The organism is Clostridium beijerinckii, assembly GCF_018223745.1.
GTDB lineage: Bacteria > Bacillota > Clostridia > Clostridiales > Clostridiaceae > Clostridium > Clostridium beijerinckii.
Genome location: NZ_CP073653.1, coordinates 1277249 through 1298643, shown reverse-complemented (window position 1 = coordinate 1298643; position 21395 = coordinate 1277249). Strand labels below are relative to the sequence as shown.

The window sequence follows — 21395 nt, the reverse complement described above, 5'->3', positions numbered from 1 at the left end:
ATATCCTAAAAACTATTCGCTTAAAACAAAAAATGCACTAAATAATCCTTTAGTGCATTGCTTGTACCTGTAAAATTTTGGACCTCGGGGGTGCAAGTGAGTCACAAGTGCCTCACTTGCTAATTTTTATTTCCCCCATGGGTGGCTCAGTTAGTGACTTTGTCCTTTTCTAATAAAATCTATATCTTCATTTGATAGTCCTGTTAACTCAGTTATAACCTCATTATTCATTCCCATTTCTATAGCCTTTATAGCTGTTTCCTTTGCTTTCTTTTCTATTCCTTTTTCTATTCCTTTTTCTGTTGCTTTTCTTTCCATCTTTTCTAAAGTCTTTCCTAAATTGCTAACCATAAAATCTACCTCCTCCTGATTAGATTTATCTAATACCTCATCAACTTCTTTTTGCATTTCTTCAGTTAATCTAGGCTTTACTATTTTCTTGAGCCATTGCTTAAAAACACTAAGCTGTTCCGGCGAAATTTTCTTTAGAATATATATTAATTTTCTTAGTCTTCTTATTAATTCATCTTCATCCATTTCCTGATCTAATAAAAATACTGCTGATACTAAATTAGATACACTATATAGCTCTTCATCTGAATATCTATTTATATCAAATAGCATATAATTAAAGTTTAATATATTATCTTCAAATAATTCATATCCACTTAATATTTGCTTAAAACTTGTCTTTGCTGTCCATTTATTTTTTCCATTGTATAACACTATCGGGATAACTGCTGGTAGCCTAAAAGATTTTCTTTTAACCTCACTCTTATCCGCATTTTTTAGTACATCTCTCCAAACTTCTGTCATATAAAACAGCAACCTCATTGGCATTTGAAAGTCTACTTTCGATTGAAATTCTAGTAACACATAAAATATTACTTCTTCTCCATTTATGTTTACCCTATAAAGTATATCCGATTCTTCCTCTTCAAAATCTGAAAGTATATAAGATTTATCTACTAATATTAAATCCTCTTCTTTTATTAAGTCTGCCCATCCCTTTTTAGTAAAACTTCTTAAAAATTCTAAAAAAGTACCCTTATGTGAAAATATGTGCTTATAGCCTACATCATGTTCATGATATACTTTATTCTCTTTCACCATATCACTCCCTTGTTTCTTACTTTAATTATAAACTATATTTCATTTTCTTAAAACAAAAAATTGCACTAAACAATTCACTTAGTGCAGTACTTGTACTTGGAAAATTCTGTTTCCCTTAGGGGTTGCTAGTCGGGAGTTTGCGAGCGACTTGCTATTGACTTTCTTTTATTTTTCTAAACAAAAAAACTACGCTTTCACGTAGTTTAATCTCACACCATTAATTTATTATAACACTTGTACTGGGTAATTTTTCTTTCCCCCATGGGTGGCTCAGTTAGTGACTTTGTCCTTTTCTAATAAAATCTATATCTTCATTTGATAGTCCTGTTAACTCAGTTATAACCTCATTATTCATTCCCATTTCTATAGCCTTTATAGCTGTTTCCTTTGCTTTCTTTTCTATTCCTTTTTCTATTCCTTTTTCTATTCCTTTTTCTGTTGCTTTTCTTTCCATCTTTTCTAAAGTCTTTCCTAAATTGCTAACCATAAAATCTACCTCCTCCTGATTAGATTTATCTAATACCTCATCAACTTCTTTTTGCATTTCTTCAGTTAATCTAGGCTTTACTATTTTCTTGAGCCATTGCTTAAAAACACTAAGCTGTTCCGGCGAAATTTTCTTTAGAATATATATTAATTTTCTTAGTCTTCTTATTAATTCATCTTCATCCATTTCCTGATCTAATAAAAATACTGCTGATACTAAATTAGATACACTATATAGCTCTTCATCTGAATATCTATTTATATCAAATAGCATATAATTAAAGTTTAATATATTATCTTCAAATAATTCATATCCACTTAATATTTCCTTAAAACTTGTCTTTGCTGTCCATTTATTTTTTCCATTGTATAACACTATCGGGATAACTGCTGGTAGCCTAAAAGATTTTCTTTTAACCTCACTCTTATCCGCATTTTTTAGTACATCTCTCCAAACTTCTGTCATATAAAACAGCAACCTCATTGGCATTTGAAAGTCTACTTTCGATTGAAATTCTAGTAACACATAAAATATTACTTCTTCTCCATTTATGTTTACCCTATAAAGTATATCCGATTCTTCCTCTTCAAAATCTGAAAGTATATAAGATTTATCTACTAATATTAAATCCTCTTCTTTTATTAAGTCTGCCCATCCCTTTTTAGTAAAACTTCTTAAAAATTCTAAAAAAGTACCCTTATGTGAAAATATGTGCTTATAGCCTACATCATGTTCATGATATACTTTATTCTCTTTCACCATATCACTCCCTTGTTTCTTACTTTAATTATAAACTATATTTCATTTTCTTAAAACAAAAAATTGCACTAAACAATTCACTTAGTGCAATACTTGTAATTGGTAATTTTTCATAAGGTTCTAACTCTTTTTTGAGTGAAACATGACTCAACTAACTATTCTAATATTTCTTCTGTTTTAATAAATAATCCTTCAAAAATATTACTGGAGTAATACTCATTTATAGAAGGCTTAAATACGCCATCTACCAGATTATACTGAATCATCTCACCTGTCTGCTCAACTATTACATATTCTAAAACTCCATACCTTTGATATATTTGAAGTTTGGTTATATAATCATGTCCTGAATAATTAGGAGAAACCACTTCGAATATTATCTTTGGTGGAGATACGAAGCTTTCTCCAACTTTTTTTCCATCTTCACACATTACAAATACATCTGGAAATATATTTATTATATCCTTATCATTATGAAATTTTAATTCTATTTGCTCAGTATATACTTTACATTTACTATTAGTTAAGTAGCTCATAAGCTTAAATTGAATATTATTTACTATCTCATTATGTTTAACAGAGGTTTTAGAATGAAGAACAACATCTCCATTTATGAACTCTATATTATATTTATATTTATGTTGTAACTTCTCATATTCTTCTAAAGTAAACATTCTATTTTCTTCTATATGCATTTATATCAGCCCCTTATTTAATAAATTATATACTAATATATTTTTATTATAGCCTAAATCACATTGTAATGAAACAAAAAGCAGACATGATTTTTTATTAACCATACATGATATACATTAAATACATGTGATTTAAAAGTACTAATAGGTAGCTTGAGAATGAAGTTGCTATATATATCTTTCCAAACATTTTTTATAGAAAAACTCCACAATATTATCTGCTTTTATAGTGTTATAAAATTCTAACATCAAAGTATTAAATTCTAATCTATCTTTAGCTTTAACATTTAATACTCCTTGACCATTAGAAAGCAATATATAGTTACATACTAATCTTGATGTTCTCTTATTTCCATCATAATAAAATTTATTTAACGCCCCCCATAGGAACATTTCAAATGCTAAATCCGTCTTTGTCTTACATCTATCTATAATTTGTGGCAATTCAGTAGCAAATATAATTTCTAATTCATCATATTTTGGTGGCATAAAATCTGTTCCACCAATCCTAACCTGTCCTGTTCTAAATTGCCCACATATTAATGCTTCATCTTTTGCAATTATTTTGTTGAAGTCATTAAAAAGTTCTTTCCCCATTGTTATATTATCTTTCTTCACTATTTCAAATAATAAATTCCAACCTTCTTTTATACGAAGAACTTGTTGCTCATCACTTAATCTATGACCTCCAATTGTTATTCCATCTAAAAGTGTTTGTACTTCTGGATATGTAAATGGATTTCCTTCTAAGCTCGCCATATTAAATACAACATCTGGCAATAATCTTTTTATCAATATAATTAATTTATTTATTTCTAATTGAGGTACAACATCGGAAAATGTAACATTTCGCTCAAATAACATTATCTTTAACATCCTTTCAATTTGTCTATAAAGTAATTATATTACACCCTATAACCAATTTCCTTAAAACAAAAAATTGCACTAAACTTTCACTTAGTGCAACACTTGTACTTATAAACTTTTGGACCTCAGGAGTGCTGGTGAGGAACTTGTGACTCACTTGCTAATTTTTGTTCCCCCCAGGGGTGCTAGTCGGGAGCTTGCGAGCGACTTGTCCGAAGGGCTGAGGTTGCTAACTAGAATAAAATGGACTCATTACTAATAACTTTCCCAATATTCCAAAGTTCATATTCACTAATATCAATATCCTCATTCCAGCTTACACCATAACCACCAATATCAACTTGTGCTTGTTCAAATAACATCTTATTTTTTAAATCACTGTAGAAATCATTTTGTAGTTTTTCTTTAAAATCAATCTCTTTAAGTATTCCATTATCAAATAAAACTATTAAAATATATTGCTGAGAATCTATCTTTATTTTCTTTATTTTAGGATTATTCATAATTATTATTCTAAGCCCTCTAACTTCCTAAATAATTTAGTATTCCACATATCTATCAAATCTTTTTGATATCTCTCAGCCCATTCTTTTACTAATTTTAAAGCTCTATTTGATAAATCACCTTCTATCATTTCTAATGTATTTATATCTATAACACCAACATATTCTCCATATATTGCATGAAAATGTGGTGGTGTATGATCATTTGGATACATCTTTACTACTATCCCATAAAATCTTGTAATAACTGGCATGTTGTTCACCTCATTCATTCATTTATTTATATTATATCCCATAAACTATTTTTCTTAAACAATAAAAATTGCACTAAACATTAATTTAGTGCAATACTTGTACTTGGAAAATTATGTTTCCCCTCAGGGGTGCTAGTGATTAACTTGTGACTCACTTGCTATTTTACTATATTTTTTAAATACTCTATAAACTCATCCTTAATTTCAGGCTTTCTTAAGGCATATTCTACTGTTGCTTCTAAAAATCCAAGCTTATCTCCAACATCGTATCTTCTTCCTTCAAAGTTATAAGCATACATAGCTTCACTTTTAGCAAGCTCTAGCAATGCATCTGTAAGTTGAATTTCATTTCCCTTGCCAGGTTTTGTATTTTCTAAGATTTCAAATATTGCAGGAGTAACTATGTATCTACCAAGTATTGCAGTATTAGATGGTGCATCTTCTATACTTGGCTTTTCTACTAATCCCTTGACCTTGCAAACCCTATCTTCTATTACTATTCCATCAACTATACCATACTTACACACATCTTCAGGTTCAACACTTTGAACACCTAAAATACTTGTTTTGTACTCATCATAACAATCAATAAGCTGCTTTAAGCAAGGTTTCCCTTCATTATATACTATAGAAGAATCGCAAAAGGTTCATTACCTACAAAGCTCTTAGCACAATGAATAGCATGTCCCAATCCTCTAGGTTCCTTCTGTCTTATATAATGAATATCAACCATATCTGAAATATCTTTAACTAATTCTAATAATTCATCCTTGTGGTTTTTTGCAAGCTCCATTTCAAGTTCAACCGATTTATCAAAATGATCTTCAATACATTTTTTATTTCTACCAGTAACAATTAGAATTTTATCAATACCCGAAGCAACCGCTTCCTCTATAATATATTGAATTGTTGGCTTATCCACTATAGGAAGCATCTCCTTTGGCTGAGCCTTAGTTGCAGGTAAGAATCTCGTTCCAAGACCTGCTGCTGGAATTATTGCTTTTCTTATTTTCTTATTCATTTATGTTTCTCCCATATTTTTTAATATGAATATAATATTCAATTTTTACTTGAGTAATTTCACAATTAAATTCAACAAAAAGATTGCACTAAACAATTCATTTAGTGCAACACTACTTGTACTTGGAAAATTCTGTTTCCCCCAGGGGTGCTAGTCGAGAGCTTGCAATCGACTTGCTAATTTAGTACAACCTCCACAATTGATAACTTTTCACAAGGGTCTGATCCCTTTGTTAGTCAAGCATAACTTAACTTGCTGCATTTTATTGATTTTCCTTTAAAATTTCGATTGTTCTTCCGACCCCTTCATCAATATCATAAAGCCCTTGCCACCCAAGATTCTCCAACTTGCTCGCATCCAATGCTGAGCACGACATCATATTATATCCCAAGATTTCCACATCATCTGGATTTTCAAATACAATCTTTCGATCACAGCTATTTGCAAAGCTTTCTGCAAGTTGTCTTATTGTTACAACTGAATTTCTATTTGAAATATTATAAGCTTCCCCCGATGTTCCATTCAATAGGACTGCCAATATAGCAGATACACAATCGAACACATAACAATATGAACGGAGTTGTAATCCTGCACTCTTCATAATAATATCTTGTCCATTTATTACATTTCTTGCAAATTGAGCAGAAGCCCTTGAATCACTATTTGTCATGGTTGGTCCATATATATGGCCTGGCCTAACGACTAATACATCTAAATCGTATTCTTTTTTGTAACTTGCACATAAAGTTTCAGACGCCCTTTTACTTGAAGGATAACAAGCTCTTGGATTTAGGATGTTAACAAATCCATAATCATTTTCTTTATAATATTCCGAATCAGTTTTTTCACCATACACTTCGCTCGATGAAATATATAAAGTTCTAAGTACGTTATGTTCTTGAGCGTACTTCAGTAAATTATTCATTCCGCAAAAATTACTAATCATAGTTTCCACCGGTTGTTCTGAATAAGCTAATGGATGTGCATTACTAGCACCATGTATAATATAATCGACATCAAAATCAAAATCCAACTCTTTATTAGCATCATATAAAACAGAAGTAAAAAAATCTTTATCTAAAAACTGGCTAAATCTTTGTTGAATTCTATCTTTACTTCTTCCAGCTGCATAGATATGGATATTCGAATTATCTATGCAATTTTTATAGATTAACGTATCTATAATTGCAGAGCCAATCAATCCTGTGGATCCAGTAACTAATATGCTTTTATTCTTCATAAAATCAACATTAAAAACATTATCTATTGTTTCCTGTAAATTTTTATTATACTTATCATTATATTCCATATTTATATTCCTTCCTTATTATTATAAAAGTAATATAATTTTTACTATTTGATCCATGCATCATTATTTGAATGTAAAAGCGCTTTGAAGATTTCAATATCCTCAACTGTTGTAATTTTAATATTTTTTTCAGATCCCAATGAAAAATAAATTTTTTCACCAAGTGCATTCATAAGAGAACAAGAAGCAGCTGTATTTATAATACCTCTCTTTTCAGCTTCTTCATGAGCCCATAACAACTTACCTAATTTATAAACATGAGGTGTCTGTGTTCTATATAGTTTTTCTCTCGGAATTGTATTTTCCGATTCAATACCATCTTCACTTTGAAAAACCGCTTCAGTACATGGTATTGATGCAATAGCAGATCCATATCGCTTATGTTTAATCAACGAATCCGTAATAATATCTTGAGATACAAATGGTCTATTTCCATCATGTACTAATACTACATCATCAATATTACAATGCTTGCTTAATTCCATAAGACCATTTTTTATTGATTCTTGGCCAGTCTTCCCGCCTTCAACAACCCACTTTAATTTTGTTATATTAAATTGTTTTGCATAAGCCCATAAAATTTCTATCCATGCAGATAATCCAACAACAATAATAGCATCAATGCTAGGATGCTTTTGAAAGGCTTCCATTGTATAAATGATAATTGGCTTATTTTCAACATGTATAAATTGCTTTGGTATATCCTGATGTGCTCTAGTTCCAATACCACCAGCAGTTAATAATGCTATATTCATAAATATTTCCTCTTTTCTTATAAATTAATTTATTTTGAAACATTTTTCTTTAAAATCATGTGGTATTTAAATGCAAATAATGTTGCAACCAAGTATCACAATTATATCCTATAAACTATTTACTTAAAATACAAACTACACTAAACATTGATTTGATACTGTATTTTTTGGTAAATAACTATTATTATATATTTCTAATCTTTCCACATAATTCGGCAGATGACTGAAACTCTTGTGAATGAGATAACGGTTGATAATATCAAAAGGGATGAAGTGAGCTCTTCTTGATATTCCTTATATAAGAATGATGCTTTTACGTGTTCAGAAAGATCATTTACTTATTTAATAATAATGCAATTTTCATTTTCGTAACCCCATAAATTCAACCAATCTTCTACAACTATTACCATCTTGATACTTATATAACCATTTAATCAGCTTACTGCGCCTATCCTTGAATACATCATTATTAGAAGCAACATTTTCAATAAATTTAATCATGTCATTAAATGTAAAGATTTTATCTCCAACCAGATAATCCTCTACATTATCAACGCATAATCCCAATTTATAATCTTTTAAATCTGATAAAACAAAACCAATGGGACGATTCATTAACAAATATGAAAAAGCCGATGCCGAATAATCACTAATCAACGCATCTACATTTGCCATAAGTCTATAATTATCGATCATTAACTCCTTTACTGTAATCCCCGTCAAAATTTTGATATTAGGAGTCTCACTTAAGTTAGCAATTGTCTCTAAATCCTGCATCGGATGTATCTTTATTACTAAAATCACCCCAAATTTATTCAAAATCCTATCAAGCTTTTCAAACATTTCAACACTATCAATCATCGGAATACCAAAAGGCAACTCTGCATCACTGTCAACTCGCTTATATCCCCCCCCTTTTCTAAATGTAGGCATCCATAATATTTTTTTATTATATTTACCATCTGTAATCTTACTAAATTCATCTGTAATGTTTTTAAAATAAACGTCTTCTGATGGATATCCCATGTGAATCATCCTATCATTTGGATATGACATAGACAACTCGCGTGACAAAATCGAATCATAATTCTTAGATGGTGACAATACATAATCAACTGAAGATGGTATATCACACAAACCTTGGGTTTCTTTTAAACTAATAGCACCATGTGTAAAATAGAACGATTTTTGATCCGAACGTACTTTATCAGTAATCGTATTATCAGATAGCAGATACTTTGCCATGCAAATATAGTAAGCTTTTTTAAGACTTGGCTTATGTAAAAAAAAGCATTCTACATTTTGGGGAAGTCGATCTGGTTTATCATGTTTTAACAACCAAATAATTTTATAATCTCTATTAAACCCATTATCAATCAAATAGTTATAAAATGCGCCACCATTACAATCAAAATCATTGTGACTCTCAATAATGATAATATTCTTCAATGCTTTATTCTTAGTAAAAATACTGCACAATTTAGTAAATGCTATTTGAATCTTATACTCATAAAGAACTTGCACCATTCTTTTGATTCCTTTATCTTTAATGTAGTGAAATAATTTCATCAACGTACTTTCCTTTCTTTAATGATTTACATTTATTAACCACATATTACCAATCGCATATTCATTAATAAAAAAATAAATGTTATCTTTGGATATCTTTAATTTCTTTAATAATCCATTCCTTTTTTATCCAAGCAATAAATAAAGCACTAAGTAAAATTGAATATCTAATTATCATGTATTTATAAATTATTACCATTATCATCATAACAACTAAAACAAAAAATGTAATAAACACATATCGCTTAATGTCAAAAATATCTGTTAATCTAATATTTTTTTGCTTCAAAATACTATAACAAAAAAGAAAATGTATAGTAGCATAAAGAATATAGCAAACAAGCGTTGTATATCCAGCTGCATAGTAACCAAATCTTGGAATAAATAAGTAATTCAATACAACATTAATGATTGCACATATAATACTAGATATTGAAATATATGTTGTCTTTTTATAATAGTATTCAATGTTACTAAACAAAGAGTACATGAATATGAAAAATACAGATGCTGATACTGGCGGTATTACCCCAATTGCCTCATAGTAATTACTTCCAGCAAATATATATATTATTTCTGGTGCAAAAATGATTGATACGCAAACCATACTTGCCGCAAGTATAAGTAATGTATTGGCATTCTTTTTTATACCACAAAAATTATTTTCTTTTAACGCTTGATAAGTATATGGCGTGAAGGAATTATTAATCGCATTAGTAACCAATAAAACAACTGTTCCGATTACATATGCAATCCCATACATTGCGGCAGATGAAGCATCAACCATATTCTTAATCATAATCCTATCTGACTGGTTCAATATCATTGTAGATAAGAAATGTGGGATTAAAGGGATATTAAATACTAAAGCATATTTCCAATATTTTTTGTGAAATAATTTTTTTCCTCTTAAAACTAGCAAAACAAAGATAAAAATTCCCACAACAGCCTTAACAAAAACATCAGAATATACTCTTGCTTCTAATTTATAACTTGTTGACAAAACTGCAATAACAGAAATGAGTATACTCATCACTGACATGCCAATACTTGTTCCAATCAATGCTTTATATTTATATTCAAATCTCAATTTTGTTGTCCAAAACTCATACGCTGGCATGGTAAAAAGCTGAATAAACATAGCTGTCATAATAATTGGCGATAAACCCAAAAAACGTGTCCAAAAATCAATATTAAGAGCATAAATAACTAACGTGACTATAGTAATAACTGTAGTCAATGCTAATAATGAAGATGTATATTTATCTTTATCTTTATCAAATTCAACTAGTCCTTTACCATACACACCAATAAAAAGATTACATGTCCCAAAAATTATAAGAATGCCATACCAAGACTGAAATACTGTATAATCTCCATACTGCTCAGTAGTCAGCATTCTAGTAAATATAGGAGTTGCAAGTAACGCAATTCCTTTATTAAGAACATTGCATATTGTAAACCAAAATGAGGCCTTAACAGGTTCAGAAAGTCCCTCATATTTTTTAATTAATCTTATTATTTTTTCTCTCATTTTCTAATCCGTAAGCTCCTATATATCATCATATTTATATTCTTTAATCTTTTCTCCTATTGTTTTCATAAACCTCAAGCTCTAAGCGCAATCACAAATCACCTCATATTTCAAAGGTAGTATCATCCCAATTATAATACATTTATCAACTATACTTCAGAAATCAAGTTCCTAAACTACTTTTTAAATAATACTTATAATTTAATGGAACCTTTCCTCTTTTTTGAGTTTATTATAATGATCCTTATCCCTATATTTAAAAGAAATTGCAGGATGTCCGCCTGCAATTGCATATGGAGGTATATTTTTACATACCACGCTCCCCGCCTGAATAATGGCACCTTCTCCTATAGTTACTCCTCCCAAAATGATTACATTATTTCCGAGCCACACATTGTCTCCAATTATTACATCTTTATCTATAAATGTATCATCATATGGAATTGCATTACCTTCATAATTATGAAACGAAGTAATAATTTGACATCCAGGCCCTGAGTGGAAGTTATCTCCTATATTCACCTCGCCCTTTCCAGAAATCGCCATGCCGTTAAAGCATACATTATCTCCCAATATTGTATTACCAGTCACATAACTTTTCCCGCCAACATACAGTTTTCCTCTATAAAATTTTGCTGTTTTTCTAATTTTCCACGGATAATATATTTTATTAAACTCAAAAATTATTTTCCTGAATATACTCATTTTCAATTTCCTTTCATTTTCTCTCAATCTACTAATCTATATAGTCCAAACAAAGATGATAGAAATAAAAACATATAACAATATAGTGTTGTACTGTCAGTTATCATAATAGCGAGGAATGTAATTAACGTTCCATTAGCCAGAACTTTATATTTTTTCAACTGAATTCTGTCTATATATGAAGAAAATTCAATCATCATAATCCAAAAGGATATACATAATACAACTCCACCATCGATTAAATTCTGAACAATCTGATTGTGCGCATAATTCATCCCAGTACTCCAAAAAGTTGTTATTAATGCCCCATCAATTCCATATCCAAAATATGGGCTATTACAAAAAAGTTCCAGAGCGTTTTTCCAAACAAAATTTCTTCCACTAAAAGTACTGTTGTCTATAATATTTACAAAAATATTATTTCCTGACACAGTATACACTATAAAAACGCTTAACCCCCAAAAAGCAAAAACATACCATTTAGATTTAAACCATAGCAAATGATATATTTTGAATTTATACATCATACCAACAACAATCATAATAATTGCTGCAACTCTAGCAGAATCAGCATCTCCAGTAAACATTGTTATTAATGAAATTATGATAAAAAAAACTGCCTTAATTCTCCGATTTTTATCTAATAAGAATTGTAAAGATCCAAAATAAAGTGCCAATGTTCCAAACTGTGATATAGTTTGGACATGGCCTAAGAAAACAATGTGTTCATATGCAAAAAATATTGATCTAAATGCAACTAAATTAATAATGAAATTAACAAACAATATATTAACTATGCTATTAATAATTTTTATCCCATCTTCTTCAAAATTCATTGAGAAAAAAATGCATAAGGCGGGTGCTGCAATCATCTGCTGTAAACCACTCCCAATTGTTCCTCTTTTGACCCAAGTAATTATAATTGCTAATAAAAAATAGAGAGATATCATAAATTTTTTATTGTTAAATTTGCAGCCTTCTTTGATGCATCTCAAAAAAAATTGGCTTAATATTAACAATACCGCTATCCATATCCATATTGTAAAGAATAATTTATAGCCTTCATTTATTTCAGAAAACCCTCTCGGATACAAAAATGGTATAAAAATAAAATATAACCATATATTTTTTAGTACTATCCTTATAGAATATTTGTTACCTACCATACCTTATTATCCTCTTAAAATGATTAATTCTTTCTTGACCTATCATACGAATTATGCTTCTCCTAATTCTTGTCTTTTTCCCCATCCAGGAAGCACTATAATGATGTATTGAAATGGTTTCATTACACTTTAAATTTCTCATGTCTTTTCCAGGCGCAGCAGGATCAAAGTATAGCGGCGGGAATATCACTGCATTATCAACTCTTTGGATGTCATCACTATACTTATATCCAGCATAAAAAAACACTTTTGAATTTAAATATGGGCATGCCATATTTATTTTATTTTCTTCTGAATACATTAGTCCGTCATATTGTTTTAGCATCGCAAGTACTACCGGATTGTGTGGTTCTGCCCCGAAACCTAATCCAGTGTTACATAGATGTTCGCACTGCTGAACACCTATGTAACACTCATAATTAAGCAATTGATCGAGGCTTTTTAAAAGTTCTACATCAGTGTCTAAATAGATTCCTCCATTCTCATAAATTATCTTCAATCTAGCATAGTCTGAAACAAAAGCCCACGCTTTTGCTTCATAAGCACTTTTTACAAAAGGGGAACTATTCAAATCAAAATTTTTTTCATCCCACTGTATTATTTTATAGTCTGGACAATATTTTCTCCAAGATTCTTTACATTTTTCAACATCATTTGGAAGATGTTTACCTCCAAACCAACAATAATGAATTACTTTTGGTATCATGTTATTTTCACCTATTCTTCCTATCCATCAATTAGAATTTATACTTTTTTTATATACCGTTGGATTTCCAACATATAAGGCATTTGATTTAAGATTTTTAGTAACAACTGAATTTGCACCAATGACACAATTACATCCAATTGTTATTCCTTTTGTTACAACTACATTAGTACCACACCAGACATATTCACCAATTCTTACTGGCTTCACAGAATATTTTTCACAAGATTCTTTAACTCCCAACGAAATATCATGGTCATGGTCATATACTGACACATTAGAGCCAAACATACACCCCTGACCTATGGTTATCTCACCTTTTGATATTAAACGGCTGAAAGTATTAAAATATGTATCCTTTCTAATAACAATACGTCCATTATCGGCCAGCACAGTGCAATAATCATCAAAATACACATCATTATGCATTATTATCTTACCACATCCAATTATTATGAACCTACAATTCTTGCCTATATATACTGGCTTACCCTGAAATAAGTTGAATTCTATTTTTTTACCATATATTAGTTTTATTCTTAGCAATCTAACAAGGCTTAAACTCCATTTTACACATTTCATTAATACAGAAATGATATTTTCCCCACTTTGTACATTAAATCTTTGTTTCTCTTCTCTATTCATTTAGCATGTCCTCCAAAATTTCAAAAGGTGGAATGTCTTTCATTACAACTGCACCAGCTACTATAACCGCTCCATATCCAACATTTACCCCATGAAGCACAGTAACTCCAGTACCAATCCACACATTCTATCCTATAGTACTAGGTTTAAATTCAGCAGTAAACATAGTATCATCGATATCATGGCTTCTCGTAATAAATTTTGAATAACTTGAAATATTACAATTATGTGCTACTTTTATTCCTGCTCTAGCATCTAAATGCACAAACCATCCAATAGCTATATTTTCATCCAAATCTAATCAATTTGCATACAAAATATCAGCTCTTCTACATATAACCGTTCCTTTTCCAATCTTTGATCCAAGGGCTCTGTAAAAATATTTTCTAACATGTCTGCTTGGTATTTTATTAACAACAACATTACCGAATAATACAATTGCATAATAAATGCACTTAGCAACTTTATTCATAAAATTCACTCCATTAATCTCTTATAATATTTTATATATCTATCCTTTAAGATTTCATAACTAAATTCTTCATTATATTTTTTTAAGGCATTAATTTTAAACATTTCTGTTCTTTCCGGAAATTTAAAGATACTTATAATTGCATCTGCTAGTTCCTTAATATCTTTAGGTCCTACCAAAATTCCATTCACATCATCATCAATAATCTCCACAGTACCATCAACCGCAGTAGCAACAATGGGTTTTGCAACTGAGAAAGCTTCTATTGGTGTAAGCGGAAGTCCCTCCCAAAGAGAACTTAAAACAATTAAATCAAGTTGACTCATTACATTTTGTATGTCATTTCTATATCCCAAAAGAACCACATAATCTTCCACATGAAGTTCCGATATAAGAGTTTTTATCTTCCCTTTATCTTCACCATCTCCAATAATAAAGAATTTTGTTTTTTTATATTTTTCCAAAACTAAAGGAATAGTTCTAACAAAATATTCCATACCTTTTTGCTCAGATATCCTTCCAATATTCCCCACCAATGCATAACCGTCTCTTTTATACTTTTTTAGTATTTCTATAGGCTCAATCTGATCTTCAAACGGTTCAACAGCATTATGTATAACTTCAATATTAAATTTTGAAATACCATAAAAATCACAAAGATTATCTTTTACTTTGTTTCCTACAGCTACAATATTTGCTTTTCCCAAAGAAAACTTTGTTAACAATTTTTTATCATAAAAAGTATTGTGAGAGTTATTTATAAATATAAAATTTCTAGTAAACCCAATAATTCTAGTATAAAATGCTGCCATACGATGATGGGTGTGCACAATATTTATGTTTTCTTCCTTTATTATCATCGATATCTTTTTTAAAACAGTCAAAATAGTTCTAATATCTTTTTTATCAATGTCAGGAATATTGTAATGTTTAATATTCATTTTATTAAGATTTTCAACATTTACTCCTCCACAAGAGCAAACTACAATTTTATCTGCTTCAGATTTCATAATTTCACATAATTGTAAGACAACTTTTTCAGTCCCACCTAAATTCATAGTTCTTGTGAAATACAATATATTTTTCCGCTCTTTCACCACAAAACCTCTATCTTTCTATTATGATAAGACTTGTATTTAATCTTAACCATCTTTATCTATATTTCCATATAAGTTTAAATATTTTCGTATCGTCAACAAAATAACGTCTAAATAACCTTTTAGGCTCTTGCATGAATCTATAAAACCATTCCAACCCATTATTACTCATCCATTGTGGAGCTCTACTAATATTTCCCGCAAGAAAATCAATAGTTGCCCCTGCACAGATTGAAATTTTAGCATCATATTTATCTATGTTCTCATAAATAAATTTTTCCTGCTTAGGACATCCAAAGCAAACAACTAGAATATCTGGTTTCACATCAGAAATCATACGATTAATTTTATTTAGCTCTTCTTCACTTTTTTCAAATCCAAATTTTGGCGCATACGTTCCTACTATTTTAATTTGTGGATACTGCTTTTCAAGTCTAACTTTAGCTTGGTCTGCAATACCTTCTTTTCCACCTATAAAAAACATTGTATACCCTTTATTTGCTGCCATTTCACAAACTAATGGAACTAAATCAGAACCTGATATTTTTTCTTTTACCGGAGTTTTTAACAAGCTAGATATCCAAACAAGTGGTTTTCCATCCATAAGAACCATATCAGCATTATCTGCTATTTCCTTTAGATAGCTATCATTTTCTATTTTGATTATTACGTCAACATTCACCGCTATAATGTATGACTTTTTACTATCTTCTTTAATGCAATTTTCTATGTAACTTAAAGTTTCTTTCATGGATACGTTATTTACATACGTATTTAAAAATTTAATTTTACTATTATTCATATTCTCCTAATATCCTATTCAAAAAATTTTTCTTCGAGCATTAGACACAAGCAATGATATACTGGCAAATGTAATTCTTGAATCATATAGGTTTCATATTCAGGTACCGTTATTAATACATCTGATATACTTTTAAGTTTTCCACCGTCTTTACCTGTAAGTCCTATAACTTTCATTCCTTTAGCTCTAGCCGTAATTGCTGCATAATAAACATTTTCTGAATTACCAGACGTAGATATGCCTAAAAAAACATCTCCTTTTTTCCCATAGCCATTAACTTGTTGTGCGAAACATAAAATACCATCAACATCATTGAGATAAGCTGTTGCAAGCGCCGCGTGATTATTTAAGGCAATAGCTGGCAATCCATCTTGTAATTTTTCTGCTAGCTTTTTGCCCATTACATCGTCAATATCTATAAGTTTTTTGGAAAACTCATCAGAAATTTTTCTTTTCTTCTTGAAGCCTTTCATCAATTCACCAACAATATGATCAGCATCAGCTGCACTTCCACCATTACCAGCAATTAGTAATTTCCCTCCATTTTTATATAACTCCTCAAGCGCACAATATGCTTCAATAATTTCAGCCTTAATAATTTCTAATACTGGATATCTCTTTATTAACAATTTTATATGTCCAGTTAATCTATCATCCAAAGTTCCCATTATTAATCTCCTTCATTTCACGTTTTAACTTCTGAAATATAGATCTAAATATTATCTACAAATTTATTTAATGTTTCATAATTCGTATAAATATCACTCTTACCTATTAAAACAACATTACAACCTGCGCTTATACCTGCCTTCATATCACTTTCACTGTCTCCAACCATCCATGACTTTGAAAGATCAATATTATATTTTTTAGCAGCACTTAAAAGCATCCCAGGCTCAGGCTTTCTACAATCACAAATAATTTTATATTCAGTTTTCTCACCATCAAACCCTTTATCTGGATGGTGAGGACAGAAGAAGATATCATCTATATAAGCTCCGCTTTCACCTAGAAGTGTCTCCATTTTATTATGTATTTCTTCAAGCTCCTGAATACTAACCTCTCCTCGTGCTATTACAGGCTGATTAGTAACCACAATAGCAAGGTATCCTTTTTCATTGATCTTCTTGATAGCCTCGTCCACACCATCAATCAACTCAAGATCATCAATATTCTTTAGAAATCCCACATATCTATTTATAGTACCATCCCTATCCAAAAATACTGCTCTTTGTTTATGTAATAAGTTCTTTCCTTTCACTTTTCCAGTTTTAATGTCTTCAATTACAGAATAAAATCTATCTGGAGTCCCCATATCTTTCACATACTCTGGTGAATCATAAACAAAAAGTTCTCCAGATGAAATAAGAGGTTTCAATACTTCCCTATCCAAATCCATTTTTTTTAAGTCTTTAAATGTTTTAAGAATATTTACCGAAAACATATGAAGTCCAGCATTAACACGATTCTTGTACCAAAATCTCTTATCCTCCTTGTGAAGCCAATTAATTACTTTCTCATTGCTATCAGCTACAATAATTCCACTATCATAAGGATGGTTATTAGGGTGTGTAAATAAAGTTGCCGATCCACCTTTATCCTTATGAAATTTATAAAATTTCTTTATATCAACATCAAAAATAATATCTCCATTTACTAACAGGAAATCTTCTGTAAGCTTTTCTTTTAACAAATATAAAGCTCCAGCTGTTCCAAGTGGCTCTTTTTCTTCTACGTATTTGATATGGACACCAAATGACTTTCCTGTAGCTGATGATATCTTACTTCCATCCCCAAAGTAATCCTTAATTACACTTCCAAGATGACCTACAACTAAAATTATATCTGTAAAACCTTGATTTCTAAAACATTCCATTTGATATTCAAGAATTGGTTTATTTAAAATTGGAATCATAGGTTTTGGAACTTCTGAATTAATTGATGCTATTCTAGTTCCTTTCCCTCCAGCCATAATAACTATTTTCATAATACATATCCTCAAATTTCTTTTATATTTATTTTCAAATAAACTCACTTTAAAAACTAGAATCCGCTGCCACAAATTGCTGTGAGTTATCTATTGTTTTCTCTTTTAGCACATATGATTCAGATGTATAGTGAATGATACTAGTTCCATTATTTTCGAATTCAAACGGAACATACAATAAATCTTTCATAGCATCTTTAACTTTTTGCTGCTTATCTTGTTCAACATAAAATAATAAAAATCCTCCTCCTCCAGCTCCAAGTAATTTTCCACCAATTGCTCCTGCTTCTATAGCTTTTGCATATAGATTATCGATAGAATCATTCGAAATCTTGTTAGTAATTCCACGCTTTAATTTCCATGTATAATCAAGTAGCCTTCCAAATTCATTCAAATCACTTTTAGATGTCAGAATTTCCTCTGCATCATCAACCAAGCTTAACATTTCCAATAATTGTTTACTCTTATCTTTCATTGTGCTTTCTTGAATTTTTGAGATATCAGACGAGAATCTTGAGAATCCAGTAAAAAAAAGCATCAAATTATCATTCAGGTGCCTCTTTTTATCAGCTGAAATAATTATAGGATTCACTGTATATCCATCTGCTCTAAAATCAATTCTATTAAATCCCCCAAAAGAAGCTGCAATTTGATCTTGGATTCCTCCACTTTCTTGACATAGCACTCTTTCTAGATATATTGCCTCATCAGCAAGCTTTTTTTTATCTGCATATTTTCCTTTTAGTCCATAGAATGCGTTTAGCATCCCTACTGCGAACGAACTGCTAGTCCCTAATCCAGAACGAGCAGGAAGGTCCGCTTCGTAAGTAAGGCGAATTTCATGCATATCTAAAAATTTCATTGCTTCTCTTATGGCAGGATGTTCTATATTTTCTATAGAATTTACACGCTCTATTCTTGAATAGGAAAGTTCATTAGAATAATCGAAAAATCTTGGCAAATGTCTGACATTTACATAGCAATATTTATCAAATGTAGTAGAAATCACTGCTCCTCCATGTTCATTATAGAATCCAGAAAAATCTGTTCCTCCCCCAAAGAAAGACATTCTAAAAGGCGTTTTTGTTATAATCATTAGTTTATTCTCCCCCTATTTCCAACATATATTTTATCAATATCTGCGCAAGTTACATCACATCTATTTTCATATTACTTCCCCTATCTTGCATGTTCATCACCAAAAAACACCCCAAATGTTTTTAATACTAGCTTTATGTCAACTAGAGTATTCCTCTCTCTAACATACTTAACATCTAATCGCATCCAATCTTCAAAGCCAATGTCGCTTCTTCCAGACACTTGCCAGTAGCAAGTTAGTCCTGGTTTAACTATTAATCTTTCCATCATCCAATCTTCAAATTTCACTACTTCTTTTGGAAGTGATGGCCTCGGTCCAACCAAGCTCATTTCACCTTTTAAGACATTAACTAATTGTGGCAATTCATCTATACTTGTTTTTCTTATGAATCTTCCTATTTTAGTTACCCTTGGATCTTCTTTCATTTTAAACATTGGTCCAGCCATTTCATTTTTAGCACTTAGCTTGTCCTTTAGTTCTTCCGCATTGACCACCATAGATCTAAATTTATACATTCTAAATTTTTTCCCATTTCTTCCGACCCTCTCTTGTGAAAAGATTGAGTTTCCTTCAGATTCTAATCTGATTAAAATAGCTGTAACTAAAAATATTGGGCTTAAAATTATAAGTCCAATAGATGAACAAACCACATCCATAGTTCTCTTTAAAAAACAATATCCTATTCTGCTGTCTTCCGTTTCCAGTTGTTCTTTAAACAAAACTTCCTCACTGTTAAATTCTAACTGCTGCATACTACTCCCCCTAAACCTTATCATTTTTAGCAAAATAAACTTCCCCTTGTTCATTCATAAAAAACAACCACCTTTAACTTAAATTAAAGCCGGTTGCACTAATAACTTACCATATATAAAGTGCCCAAATAAATATATGGTTCAACGCATCTCTGTCTCAGATTATACCACATAATTAATAATTTGTTAATATTGATTCGACAATCCATCCCATGAAATTTCTTCCATAGTTAGACATCTAATTAACGGGCTTATCTTTTTAAAAACCAAAATATCGATTTTTTTTCTTTGATTTTCTCTCCTGAAAACTTTATCTCCCCATTATTTAACATTTTTTCAGAACTATCTTTAAATACATCCTTAATTTCACTTTTATTTATTAAATCCAAAGCCTTACTAAGACCAGTATTTCTTCTATTAATATTATGAGCATCTGACCCTATAAAGTTATATATACCATTATTTAGGAGTGCATTAGCTGTCCTTTGAACTTTTTCTCCAAATCTTCCATCTATACTTCCAGCATTTACTTGGAACAAATAACCTTCATTAATAAACTTATTAATATTCTTAGGATCTTCTATAATAGGAATATATCTTTCTGGATGAGCGATTACTGGCACTATATTTCTCACTTGAAGTTCATAAAGAGTATCGAATATACTTTCATCAAACTTTCTCATCGGAAATTCAATAAGCATATATCTAGAATCATTTATAGTTCCAATATTCCCTTGCATATAATATTCTATCATCTTTTCAGTATAATAAACTTCCTGACCACTATATATCTTTATATCTATGTTCTCTTTTACTAAAATATTATTAATTTCCTTCACATAATTCTTAACTTCATCAATTGTAGCTTCTCCATACTCAAGCAAATAATGAGGAGTAGCCACAATCTCTTTAACACCATCTTTTTCAGCATTTCTAAGCATCTCCAAAGTCATTTCCATATCCTTAGACCCATCATCAATCCCAGGTATTATATGTGAATGAATATCAACTATCATAACTATCCCTCTCCTCTAAAATAAAAAAATCAGTAAAAGTTTCCCTCTTCTTTCCGTAAATATACTCACAAAACTAATTTTC

General features: G+C 30.3%; 24 protein-coding genes, 1 pseudogene and 1 riboswitch. All 25 genes and pseudogenes read right to left on the bottom strand.

The features are described from left to right. Positions 1–150: 150 nt before the first annotated feature. The 25 genes and pseudogenes from KEC93_RS05955 to KEC93_RS05840 all read right to left on the bottom strand — a co-directional run bounded on the left by KEC93_RS05955 (position 151) and on the right by KEC93_RS05840 (position 21313). Positions 151–1110: an Rpn family recombination-promoting nuclease/putative transposase gene (locus KEC93_RS05955; protein ID WP_111944705.1), complete on the bottom strand. Its 960-nt coding sequence runs from the start codon at positions 1108–1110 to the stop codon at positions 151–153. A 277-nt stretch (positions 1111–1387) separates the two neighbouring features. Beyond that, positions 1388–2359 (bottom strand): Rpn family recombination-promoting nuclease/putative transposase, encoded by a 972-nt coding sequence (locus KEC93_RS05950; protein WP_111944706.1) that lies wholly within the window; start codon positions 2357–2359, stop codon positions 1388–1390. Positions 2360–2514: 155 nt separating this feature from the next. Further along, positions 2515–3054 (bottom strand): Uma2 family endonuclease, encoded by a 540-nt coding sequence (locus KEC93_RS05945; protein WP_017210825.1) that lies wholly within the window; start codon positions 3052–3054, stop codon positions 2515–2517. Positions 3055–3222: 168 nt separating this feature from the next. Continuing rightward, positions 3223–3918, bottom strand: a complete 696-nt coding sequence (locus tag KEC93_RS05940; RefSeq protein ID WP_077868868.1) for a Fic family protein — start codon at positions 3916–3918, stop codon at positions 3223–3225. A 236-nt stretch (positions 3919–4154) separates the two neighbouring features. Next, the gene (locus KEC93_RS05935) at positions 4155–4424 is read right to left on the bottom strand and encodes a DUF2442 domain-containing protein (RefSeq protein ID WP_077868869.1); all 270 of its coding nucleotides are present in this window, start codon (positions 4422–4424) and stop codon (positions 4155–4157) included. Between the two features lie 5 nt (positions 4425–4429). Then, on the bottom strand, positions 4430–4678 hold the full coding sequence (locus tag KEC93_RS05930; protein ID WP_077868870.1) for a DUF4160 domain-containing protein: 249 nt from the start codon (positions 4676–4678) through the stop codon (positions 4430–4432). Between the two features lie 158 nt (positions 4679–4836). After that, a pseudogene (gene galU, locus KEC93_RS05925) lies at positions 4837–5699 on the bottom strand (UTP--glucose-1-phosphate uridylyltransferase GalU). A gap of 262 nt (positions 5700–5961) precedes the next feature. Next, positions 5962–7008 (bottom strand): NAD-dependent epimerase/dehydratase family protein, encoded by a 1047-nt coding sequence (locus tag KEC93_RS05920; protein ID WP_077868871.1) that lies wholly within the window; start codon positions 7006–7008, stop codon positions 5962–5964. Positions 7009–7052: 44 nt separating this feature from the next. Next, complete coding sequence (locus tag KEC93_RS05915; protein WP_077868872.1) at positions 7053–7763, bottom strand: IspD/TarI family cytidylyltransferase; 711 nt, start codon at positions 7761–7763, stop codon at positions 7053–7055. Positions 7764–8123: 360 nt separating this feature from the next. Then, positions 8124–9332 carry a CDP-glycerol glycerophosphotransferase family protein gene (locus KEC93_RS05910; protein ID WP_077868873.1) on the bottom strand — a complete coding sequence of 403 codons (1209 nt, stop codon included), beginning with the start codon at positions 9330–9332 and terminating at the stop codon, positions 8124–8126. 82 nt (positions 9333–9414) lie between these two features. Next, entirely contained in the window at positions 9415–10866 is a 1452-nt protein-coding gene (locus KEC93_RS05905; RefSeq protein WP_111944707.1) for a lipopolysaccharide biosynthesis protein, read from the bottom strand. Between the two features lie 201 nt (positions 10867–11067). Further along, on the bottom strand, positions 11068–11598 hold the full coding sequence (locus KEC93_RS05900; RefSeq protein WP_238892882.1) for an acyltransferase: 531 nt from the start codon (positions 11596–11598) through the stop codon (positions 11068–11070). Next, entirely contained in the window at positions 11595–12407 is an 813-nt protein-coding gene (locus KEC93_RS05895) for an O-antigen ligase family protein (protein ID WP_172462738.1), read from the bottom strand. The genes KEC93_RS05900 and KEC93_RS05895 overlap by 4 nt, the downstream gene beginning before the upstream one ends. Positions 12408–12726: 319 nt before the next feature. Beyond that, positions 12727–13443: a glycosyltransferase family 32 protein gene (locus tag KEC93_RS05890; protein WP_077868876.1), complete on the bottom strand. Its 717-nt coding sequence runs from the start codon at positions 13441–13443 to the stop codon at positions 12727–12729. A 27-nt stretch (positions 13444–13470) separates the two neighbouring features. Next, positions 13471–14088 (bottom strand): acyltransferase, encoded by a 618-nt coding sequence (locus KEC93_RS05885; RefSeq protein WP_077868877.1) that lies wholly within the window; start codon positions 14086–14088, stop codon positions 13471–13473. Further along, positions 14081–14212 carry an LbetaH domain-containing protein gene (locus KEC93_RS26660; protein WP_274597742.1) on the bottom strand — a complete coding sequence of 44 codons (132 nt, stop codon included), beginning with the start codon at positions 14210–14212 and terminating at the stop codon, positions 14081–14083. Before KEC93_RS26660 ends, KEC93_RS05885 begins: the two co-directional genes overlap by 8 nt. A gap of 3 nt (positions 14213–14215) precedes the next feature. Next, the gene (locus KEC93_RS05880; protein ID WP_173696061.1) at positions 14216–14383 is read right to left on the bottom strand and encodes an LbetaH domain-containing protein; all 168 of its coding nucleotides are present in this window, start codon (positions 14381–14383) and stop codon (positions 14216–14218) included. A gap of 6 nt (positions 14384–14389) precedes the next feature. Beyond that, positions 14390–14560, bottom strand: coding sequence for a hypothetical protein (locus KEC93_RS05875; protein WP_172462739.1), 171 nt, complete (start codon positions 14558–14560; stop codon positions 14390–14392). A gap of 5 nt (positions 14561–14565) precedes the next feature. Further along, complete coding sequence (locus KEC93_RS05870; RefSeq protein WP_238892881.1) at positions 14566–15657, bottom strand: glycosyltransferase; 1092 nt, start codon at positions 15655–15657, stop codon at positions 14566–14568. 55 nt (positions 15658–15712) lie between these two features. Then, positions 15713–16459, bottom strand: a complete 747-nt coding sequence (locus tag KEC93_RS05865; protein ID WP_077868878.1) for a WecB/TagA/CpsF family glycosyltransferase — start codon at positions 16457–16459, stop codon at positions 15713–15715. Between the two features lie 14 nt (positions 16460–16473). Then, positions 16474–17127 carry a D-sedoheptulose-7-phosphate isomerase gene (locus KEC93_RS05860; protein ID WP_077868879.1) on the bottom strand — a complete coding sequence of 218 codons (654 nt, stop codon included), beginning with the start codon at positions 17125–17127 and terminating at the stop codon, positions 16474–16476. Positions 17128–17171: 44 nt separating this feature from the next. Further along, positions 17172–18446, bottom strand: a complete 1275-nt coding sequence (gmhB, locus tag KEC93_RS05855) for a D-glycero-beta-D-manno-heptose 1,7-bisphosphate 7-phosphatase (RefSeq protein ID WP_077868880.1) — start codon at positions 18444–18446, stop codon at positions 17172–17174. A gap of 49 nt (positions 18447–18495) precedes the next feature. Further along, positions 18496–19542 (bottom strand): GHMP family kinase ATP-binding protein, encoded by a 1047-nt coding sequence (locus tag KEC93_RS05850; protein WP_077868881.1) that lies wholly within the window; start codon positions 19540–19542, stop codon positions 18496–18498. An 83-nt stretch (positions 19543–19625) separates the two neighbouring features. After that, positions 19626–20297, bottom strand: a complete 672-nt coding sequence (locus KEC93_RS05845; RefSeq protein ID WP_077868882.1) for a sugar transferase — start codon at positions 20295–20297, stop codon at positions 19626–19628. 78 nt (positions 20298–20375) lie between these two features. Continuing rightward, positions 20376–20458: riboswitch (cyclic di-GMP riboswitch) on the bottom strand. A 90-nt stretch (positions 20459–20548) separates the two neighbouring features. Beyond that, positions 20549–21313 (bottom strand): tyrosine-protein phosphatase, encoded by a 765-nt coding sequence (locus KEC93_RS05840; RefSeq protein WP_077868883.1) that lies wholly within the window; start codon positions 21311–21313, stop codon positions 20549–20551. Positions 21314–21395: the final 82 nt, after the last annotated feature.